The organism is uncultured Faecalicoccus sp., from assembly GCF_944327125.1.
Taxonomy (GTDB): domain Bacteria; phylum Bacillota_I; class Bacilli_A; order Erysipelotrichales; family Erysipelotrichaceae; genus Faecalicoccus.
Genome location: NZ_CALVGO010000052.1, coordinates 1 through 8,833, shown reverse-complemented (window position 1 = coordinate 8,833; position 8,833 = coordinate 1). Strand labels below are relative to the sequence as shown.

Here is an 8,833-nt window from a genome sequence, read left to right as displayed (position 1 = left end):
GATGAATTTGGACAGAGCGGAAAACCTAATGATCTGATGAAACATTATCATTTGGATGCATCCAGTATTGCCCAAACGATCAAAGACTTTGTGAAGTAGTAATGAGCAGTTTAAGCTGCTCATTTTTTTGAATCTTACCTTTTGAAAAGTCAGATAAAGGTGTTTTTTTTGTTATATAGAAAGATAGAAAGTGTCATTGAAGACATTCACTTCTATAAGTGGGGGAGAGTTTACTATTTGATGTTTTTGTAGTGAAACTTGAAAAAATGATACTTCCTGCAGGAAATCATTGAACAAAATCAATAAAATATTTCTCTCCCGGTATTTGCCGGGAGATGTTTTTTTGAAATATTGATGTCTTTTCCAAGCTATGTTAGGATAGGAATACTGTGTGAACAAAGGAGATTTATATGCGACTGATTTTACACTACATGAAAAGGTACAAGGTGCTTGTATTCTTCAACATCTTGTCCGTTTTCGGTTTTGCCCTGGCGGAACTGGGCATTCCTACATTGATCTCGCAAATGATCGATGAGGGGGTTCTTCGCCAGGACAGCGCGTACCTGATCCACACGGGGCTGATCATTGCCCTGATCTCTGTGATCGGTGTGTTGGGTACGATTCTGTTAGGGTATTGTTGCGCTAGAATCTCTACATCTGTGACACGTGACATCCGCAACGATGTCTTTCGAAAGATTCAGAGTTTCTCGCACGCCCAGATGAATGAATTTGGAGTCTCCAGTCTGATTACCCGCACCAACAACGATGCCTTTCAGATCATGACGTTTTTGAATGTGATCTTGCGTACAGCACTTTTGACGCCGGTTATGATCGTTGTCAGTTTTACGCTGACCATTCAGTCAAATTTTGACTTGTCCTTGATCATTGCCGCTACTGTACCGGTCATCGTTTTAGGTGTCGTTCTGGTGGGAAAGTTTTCTTCTCCGATCAGTGAGCGTCAGCAGGCTTCCCTGGACCGTTTGAACCGTATCTTCCGTGAGAATCTGACAGGGATCCGTGTCATCCGTTCCTTTAATAACGATGCTTATGAAAGTGAGCGCTTTGATAAGGAAAACCGGTTCTTTATGAACCAGTCCCGTTCCTTGTTCAAGCTGATGTCCAGTACCGAACCGGTGTTCTTCTTTGTGATGAACCTGGCAGCTTTGGCCATTTATTATGTGGCATCCGGCATGATCGATGCCGATACCTTGCAGGTGGGCATGCTCATTGCGTTCATGGAATATTTGTTCCATGCCATGTTGTCGGTCATGTTATTCTGTACGGTGTTCATGATGTATCCAAGAGCGGCCGTATCGGCTAAGCGAATCCATGCGATCTTTGATTCGAATTCCACGATCCTGGATCCCGCAGAACCCAAACCGTTATCCGATATTGAATCGTTATTCTTTGACGATGTGACTTTTGTCTATCCGGATGGGGAAGAATCGGTCTTGGAACATATTTCCTTTGAAGTGAAAAAAGGAGAAACCATTGCCTTCATCGGGTCAACGGGTTCTGGAAAAAGTACATTGATTGGTCTGGTTCCGCGTTTCTATGATGTCTCCAGCGGCTCGATCAAGATCAACGGGGAAGATATCCGGCATTTTTCTTTACAGGAACTGCGTTCCAAGATTGGATATGTTTCGCAAAAAGCGTTCCTGTTTCGAGGGTCGATCCTGGACAATATCCGCTTTGGAAAAAAAGAAGCCACCCAGGAAGAAGTGGAACACGCTTCAAAAGTGGCTCAGGCGTATGATTTTATTCAGGAAAAACCGGAACAGTTTGAAGAAAAGATCGTGGAAGGGGCCACCAATGTTTCCGGAGGACAGAAACAGCGTCTGTCCATTGCCCGTGCCCTGGTGCGTCATCCGCAGATCTATATTTATGATGATTCGTTTTCGGCTTTGGACTTTGCGACCGATGCGCGGTTAAGAAAAGCGCTTAAACCGGAAGTCAAAGATGCAATCATGATGATCGTGGCCCAGCGTGTCTCGACCATTATGGATGCCGACCATATCCTGGTCTTGAACGAAGGGAAAGTGGCCGGTTACGGTACACACAAAGAATTACTGGAAAGCTGTGCGATCTATCGGGAGATCGCTTTGTCTCAGTTGAGCGAAAAGGAGCTTTTGTATGCCTAACCGTAAAGCGAGCACGAAAGACTGTATCAAGGGTCTGTTGTCCTTTATGCGCCCGTATCGCACAAAGGCCGTTATTGCCCTTTTGATGATCGTGATCACCCAGGGAGCCTTTGCCCTTAACCCGACCGTGGAAGGTATGATCACCTCGCAGCTGACCGATGATGCCATGGATATCATCAATAAGATCCCGGGAGCCCATGTTCACTTTGATGTGATCTTCAAGATCATGCTGGTGTTGTTGGGACTGTATATTTTAAAGACGGTTTCCCAGTTGATCACTTCTTTCTTTTTGACCGATGCCATTCAGGGAGCGATGCACGATTTAAGAAACGCTCTTCAAAAGAAGATCCAGCGGCTGCCGGTCCGCTATTTTGATGACCATCCTTTCGGGGATCTGTTAAGTAAGGTCACCAACGATGTCGATGCCTTGTCCAATGCCCTTCAACAGGCTTTGACAAGAGTTTTTGGCGGGATTTTGACATTTATCTTCGTAATCACGATGATGCTTCGAATCAACTTGTGGATGAGTGCCATTGCCTTGTTGATCATTCCGCTGTCTTTGATCATTACCAAGATCATTGTCTCTCATTCTCAGCGCCTGTTTGAGAAACAGCAGGCCACCTTGGGAGAACTGAACGGAACCATTACCGAGATGTACGGCGGATTCAATGAGATCATTCTCTGTGGCAAACAGGAAGATGCGGTTGAGCGATTTAAAGATGTCAACGAACGCATGTGCAAGGCCAGCTTCAAGGCGCAGTTTGTATCCAGCCTGATCTCGCCTTTGATTTCCTTATGTACGTATCTTGCGATTGGCGGGGTGGCCGTCGTGGGCTGTCTTTTTGTGATCCAGGGAGTGATCACGGTGGGAAACCTGCAGGCGTTTATCCGTTATATCTGGCAGATCAATGAGCCTTTGTCTTCCATTTCACAGTTGTCCGGTCAGGTGCAGTCTGCCTTTGCGGGCATGGGCCGAATCTTTGGCATGCTGGAAGAGGAAGAGGAAGTGCCGGAAAACCCGGAACCGGCCGTATTAACCGATGTCAAAGGCAATGTAAGTTTCGAACACGTGCAGTTTGGCTATGATGACGAATTGTTGATGCACGATGTCAATATTGATGTTAAACCAGGACAGATGGTGGCCATCGTAGGACCGACCGGGGCCGGGAAGACAACCTTGATGAACTTACTGTTGCGCTTTTATGATGTCAAAGGCGGAGCCATCAAGATCGATGGCGTTGATATCCGGGATATGAAGCGAGAAGACCTTCGCTCTTTGTTCTCTCTGGTTTTACAGGATACCTGGCTGTTTAACGGTTCGGTCTATGACAATATCCGTTATGGACGAAGAAAGGCGCGAAAAGATGAAGTGATCGAAGCGGCCAAGATGGCCAATGTGCATCATTTTATCCGTACTTTGAGCCAGGGGTATGATACCCAGCTCAACGAAGAAGCCAACAACATCTCCCAGGGAGAAAAACAATTGTTGACCATCGCCCGTGCGATCTTGAAAGATCCGCATATCCTGATTCTGGATGAGGCGACCAGTTCGGTGGATACGCGTCTGGAAAAGATGCTTCAGGAAGCAATGCAGAGGGTCATGGCCAACCGTACCAGCTTTGTGATCGCACATCGTTTATCTACGATCAAGAATGCCGATTTGATCCTTGTGCTTCAGCATGGAAACATTATTGAACAGGGAACGCATGAATCGTTATTAGCCCAAAAAGGATTCTATGAAAAGCTGTATCATTCTCAGTTTGCTCATCAGGAATAGAAGAACTTCGGTTCTTCTTTTTTTGTCGAGTTATAGTATAATTTAAGCATAAAGGAACCTTTTAAGATGTTTAAAAAATCAATTGATAAAATGTTGGATGAATGTGTCCAGGAAATCATGGAGACAAAAAATCCGGTAATCAAAAAAGCATTAAAGTCTGTAAGGTCCAGTATGAAGGAAGAAAACTTCAACAGTTTCCTTCGTGATATGGTTTCTCATCATATCTCCGCAATCTTGGAAACCAATCCGGAAGAAGATGAAATCGAAAAAAACGTAGAGCGGGATTTCTCACAGGTGCAAAAGGAAATGCCAAACTTGCATAAATCGGTTGTGTTTAAAGTGGAACTCGATGGGTTTGAAAAAGAAGTGTACCGGGAATTTGAGATGCCTTACTTTGCGCCAATCAGTTCTTTAGCTTATATTATTCTATATACTTTTAACACGATGGCGTATCATCTTTTTGATATTCAATATAAAAAATTCGCTATATTAGTGAAGCCGATCCAGGCGATTATCCGCCTTTTGAACCTATCGAATGGGCCAGCGAGCATTTTCTGCCTGAATTGAATTTACGGAAGAATTCAAAACTAAAGATGGAATATGATTATGGAGAAGGCTACGAGTTTACCATCCGTGTCAAAGAAATACGTAAACACGATAAACAGTTTTCGCTTGGGGATGCCCGTATTCTTTCCGGCAAAGGATTTGGTCTTTGGGAAGATGCCCGTTATTATATGGAGTTGTATTATAACGATCCTAAAAGATTCTATAAAGAAATCGCCGAGGATGGCTTGAATAAGGGAGATTTCCCTATTGATTTTGATTTTGAACTGGAGGCTCAAAACGCAGCGTTGAAAGAAGAATTTGAAAAGATCTTGATCGGGTATGAAATGCCGGAAGGTTTCATTCCCCCTGAAGAACTTTCGTAAATGAGATCTCCAGACAACTGGAGATTTTTTGTATAGGAGGAAGAACATGCGAGTATCCAAAAGCTGTGCAAAGTGTCTTTATGATAAACAGGCGCATTTAAGTCAGGATGAAGTCTATCTTGAAGAAGTAAGAAACATCATCAACAACCGAAAGGAAAAAGATACGGCTCCGTATCTGGTCTATCGGTTCAATCAGGCGTATGAAAAAATTTATGGAAAGGGCATTTCTTATAAAGAAATCAAGAAGAAGTACAACGATCTTGTGCTTTCCATGGAAACGGTCTTAAGAAAAGAAATTCAGGCTTCTAACGATCCGATTCAAACGGCTTTTCTTTTTGCGAGGTTAGGCAATTATATTGATTTTGGGGCCATGAATGAAATCGATGATCAGAAATTTCTGGCACTGTTTCAAGAGGTCAAAATGAGCAAAAAAGATAAAGAGGTCATGACATCTTTTCTGGAACAGTGCAAAAAAGCAAAAACATTTTTACTGATCACAGACAACTGTGGAGAGATCGTACTGGATAAACTGTTTTTGGAAGAATTAAAGAAATGCTTTCCTCAATTAAAGATCACTGTGCTTGTCCGCGGAGGCGAGATCCTGAACGATGCCACTAGGGAAGATGCCGAATATGTCGGACTGGATAAAATCGCTGTCATTGAAGATAGTGCAAACAAGGTGGCTGGAACGATCTATGACATGCTTCCTAAACGGATCCAGGATCTGATGGATCATAGCGATGTGATCCTTTCCAAAGGACAGGGTAACTTTGAATCGTTATCGTATCAGGGACGGCATATCTTTTATTCTTTTTTGTGCAAGTGCGATTTATTTATCGAACGATTTGATGTACCGGTTTTATCCGGCATGTTTGTCGAGGAGAATAAACCATGTTGACAGACAAACAAAAAAAGCTGTTACAAAGAGCCGTTATCTATCCAACCATCGTGATCACGGGCATGGTTCTTAGTTTTACGATTCCTTTTTTATGGCTTTTCTTGTTCATGATCGATGATTTGGTTTTAGAAAGCCAGGAATTCTTTGTGGTTGGATTGTATGCCCTGTTCATTTTGGTTTTTATCATCCTGGCTATCCTTTTTGTATTAGGAATCTATATTCAAAGAGCTGTCCGAAAAAAAGAATGGATCGAAATGGCAGAAATGGCCAAGGTGAAGCTGGAAGGGCCTGATGGCATTTCTCTTTTAGAGAAAGCGGCCAATATTGGCCTTGCCTTGACGCCTTTAAACTTCAGTTCTCCAGCTGGCATGATTGCCGAAGTCCGTCTTTACAAACGGATGAAGGCCATACGCAATGCGGCCATGCAGATGTGTGTTCTTTTCCGGGAAAAGATTCCAAATCGTATCACGTATACTTTTGTTTTTGTATTGATTCCAGTAGTACTCTTATTGGGTTTATTTGGCTTCCGGTATATCGACAGTATCCAAACCAATCGAGGGGATGCTCAAAGAACGGCTGAAGTCGTTGATCATATTGAAGATGTCTTTGAAACCACTTGTGCCGATCTCTATGTTCAAGATCCGTTGGCTCAATTTGACCGTAACGGCTATACCATAAGCGCTGATCTCTATGAAGAAGGGAAGATCTCGTATAAGAGTTCACAAATTGAAATCCGTGTGAACAATGAAGGTCAGATTCAAAGTGTGGACTATCGGTTAGGAGTGAATGTTCAGGATACCAAAGAAAACAACCTGACGCGCATGGAGCAGGAACTGGAACAGCTTTATGATCTGTTGATGGAAACCGATGTCGAAATGACCAGTGAAAGTCTGAAGGCAAAACCTTACTTTCCTCAGGAGATGATCGATGCATTTATGGATCATTCTTACTATGAGGATATTTCTGGAGAAGCGGAAAAGGATTTCTATGTCGGCTATATCACTAGTGAAGAAGAAAATTATGAACTCTATGGGGAAACGTATTTCTATTTCATGATGGATTGATGGAGTACCAAAAACAAGACAGTAAAAGAAAGCTCTCTTGTGTAGGGAAGAATCGCCTTTTATAATGAAGCTAGAGGTGAACTTCATGAATCGAAATCAGAATAAAAGAATCGCCCGTGAGGGCATGATTGCCGCAATCGCTATTGAAAAAGGGAAAAAGGCAGGTTTAACTCCTTTTCAAGCGGGGATGATTCGCGGTATCCAACGCATACACGAAGACAAAAAGAAGAATAAATAGTTTCCTCCTTCTTTCGTCCCTAAGGTAACTTAGGGATTTTTTTATCCATTCAATCCCTAAGGAATAATGATATAATAAGATCGTAGTTTTAAAGAAAGATAGTTATGGAAAAGATATTTGTATCCAATAATGTTTCACAAGGAAGAAAAGTACTGACGACATTAGAAAATGAATTGTCAAAATGTACTTCTTTTTCTATGAGTGTAGCCTTTATTACCGTGGGAGGGTTAACGCCTTTATTAGAAACGTTGAAAAACTTAGAAGAAAAAGGGATTCCTGGACAAATCTTAACGACGGATTATTTGTTGTTTAGTGATCCCAAGGCGTTAGAAAAATTAGAGCAGTTCTCGAATATCGATTTAAGAATGTATTGTTGCCAAGAAGGGGAAGAAGGCTTTCATACCAAGGGCTATATATTTAAAAATCCAGAACATTATCGTGTGGTAATGGGAAGTTCTAACTTAACTTTAAGTGCATTGACAAAAAATATTGAGTGGAACACAAGCTTTGAAGTTAAAGAAGATGAAAAATATACGCATCATTTATTTCAGGAGTTTAAACAGCTTTGGGATTCTCAAAACACAAAAGAATATGCTTCGATTCAATCGGCCTATAAAGAGCGGTTTACAGAAGCCAAACCTCTAAAAACAGAATTACAAACTCTTTCTCAAGAAGAATCAACACAAGAATTAAAACCGAATTCTATGCAGCAAGAAGTGATCAAAAGCCTTCAGAAATCTATTCAAGAAGGCCAAGATCGCGGTCTTTTGGTGTCGGCTACCGGCACAGGAAAGACGTATGCCTCGGCGTTTGCCCTAAAGAATATAAAACCAAAAAAAGTCTTATTTTTAGTTCATAGAGAACAAATTGCCAAACAGGCTATGAAGAGTTATCAAAAAGTCTTCCAAGGCCACAAAACCTTTGGCTTATTGTCGGGAAATTCTAAAGAATACGATGTGGATTGTTTGTTTTCTACGATGCAGACGATGGCAAAAGAAGAATCCTTAGCGCATTTTTCAAGAGATGCCTTTGATGTGATCGTGATTGATGAAGTGCATCGAGCAGGGGCACAGAGCTATCAAAAAATCATGAAATATTTCCGTCCCCGATTCTGGTTTGGCATGAGTGCCAGTCCAGAAAGAACGGATGATTTTGATATTTATTCTTTGTTTGATCACAATATATTATATGAGATCCGTCTTCAACAGGCTTTAGAAGAAAACTTATTGTGCCCGTTTCATTATTTTGGGATCCAAGATTTAGAAATCGATGGTGAAGTCTTTGATGATGAAACCGGACTTAGAAATTTCTCAAAATTAGTCAGTGATGTCCGTGTGGATTATATCTTAAAACAAGCGAATTTTTATGGATATTCAGGCAATCGTCCAAAAGGCTTAATTTTCTGCAGCAATAAACAAGAGGCTAAAGAACTTTCTAGAAAGTTTAATGAACGAGGCGTTCCTTCTGTTTCTTTATCGGGAGAAGATTCACAAAGTTATCGGGAAGAATGTATTGAACGCTTGACCAGTGACTCAAGAGAAGATTATTTAGAGTATATCTTTACCATTGATATTTTTAATGAAGGTGTCGACATTCCAGAAATCAACCAAATCATTATGCTTCGACCGACGCAAAGTGCGATTATTTTTGTCCAACAGTTAGGCCGTGGGCTTAGAAAAACATCGGATAAAGAATTTGTGGTCATCATTGATTTTATTGGAAACTATAAAAACAACTTCTTAATTCCGCTGGCTCTATCCGGGGATCGTTCCTACAACAAAGATAC

General features: G+C 41.6%; 8 protein-coding genes. All 8 read left to right on the top strand.

The window, feature by feature from the left end:
• Positions 1-410: 410 nt before the first annotated feature.
• Complete coding sequence (locus Q0K03_RS06240) at positions 411-2,141, top strand: ABC transporter ATP-binding protein (RefSeq protein WP_297238860.1); 1,731 nt, start codon at positions 411-413, stop codon at positions 2,139-2,141.
• On the top strand, positions 2,134-3,918 hold the full coding sequence (locus Q0K03_RS06235; protein WP_297238859.1) for an ABC transporter ATP-binding protein: 1,785 nt from the start codon (positions 2,134-2,136) through the stop codon (positions 3,916-3,918). Before Q0K03_RS06240 ends, Q0K03_RS06235 begins: the two co-directional genes overlap by 8 nt.
• A gap of 66 nt (positions 3,919-3,984) precedes the next feature.
• Positions 3,985-4,485: a hypothetical protein gene (locus Q0K03_RS06230; RefSeq protein ID WP_297238858.1), complete on the top strand. Its 501-nt coding sequence runs from the start codon at positions 3,985-3,987 to the stop codon at positions 4,483-4,485.
• 26 nt (positions 4,486-4,511) lie between these two features.
• Complete coding sequence (locus Q0K03_RS06225; RefSeq protein ID WP_297238857.1) at positions 4,512-4,847, top strand: hypothetical protein; 336 nt, start codon at positions 4,512-4,514, stop codon at positions 4,845-4,847.
• 46 nt (positions 4,848-4,893) lie between these two features.
• A complete protein-coding gene (locus Q0K03_RS06220) occupies positions 4,894-5,745 on the top strand; it encodes an ARMT1-like domain-containing protein (RefSeq protein ID WP_297238856.1) in 852 nt (283 codons plus the stop codon).
• Positions 5,739-6,809 carry a hypothetical protein gene (locus Q0K03_RS06215; protein WP_297238855.1) on the top strand — a complete coding sequence of 357 codons (1,071 nt, stop codon included), beginning with the start codon at positions 5,739-5,741 and terminating at the stop codon, positions 6,807-6,809. The genes Q0K03_RS06220 and Q0K03_RS06215 overlap by 7 nt, the downstream gene beginning before the upstream one ends.
• A gap of 85 nt (positions 6,810-6,894) precedes the next feature.
• On the top strand, positions 6,895-7,047 hold the full coding sequence (locus tag Q0K03_RS06210) for a hypothetical protein (RefSeq protein WP_297238854.1): 153 nt from the start codon (positions 6,895-6,897) through the stop codon (positions 7,045-7,047).
• A 104-nt stretch (positions 7,048-7,151) separates the two neighbouring features.
• On the top strand, positions 7,152-8,833 hold a 1,682-nt coding region (locus tag Q0K03_RS06205; RefSeq protein ID WP_297238853.1), incomplete at its 3' end, for a DEAD/DEAH box helicase family protein.

Bases quoted from the DNA above. Each gene is read 5' to 3' on its own strand.
- Q0K03_RS06240 (WP_297238860.1), top strand. From the start codon at position 411: ATGCGACTGATTTTACACTACATGAAAAGGTACAAGGTGCTTGTATTC.
- Q0K03_RS06235 (WP_297238859.1), top strand. From the start codon at position 2,134: ATGCCTAACCGTAAAGCGAGCACGAAAGACTGTATCAAGGGTCTGTTG.
- Q0K03_RS06230 (WP_297238858.1), top strand. From the start codon at position 3,985: ATGTTTAAAAAATCAATTGATAAAATGTTGGATGAATGTGTCCAGGAA.
- Q0K03_RS06225 (WP_297238857.1), top strand. From the start codon at position 4,512: ATGGAATATGATTATGGAGAAGGCTACGAGTTTACCATCCGTGTCAAA.
- Q0K03_RS06220 (WP_297238856.1), top strand. From the start codon at position 4,894: ATGCGAGTATCCAAAAGCTGTGCAAAGTGTCTTTATGATAAACAGGCG.
- Q0K03_RS06215 (WP_297238855.1), top strand. From the start codon at position 5,739: ATGTTGACAGACAAACAAAAAAAGCTGTTACAAAGAGCCGTTATCTAT.
- Q0K03_RS06210 (WP_297238854.1), top strand. From the start codon at position 6,895: ATGAATCGAAATCAGAATAAAAGAATCGCCCGTGAGGGCATGATTGCC.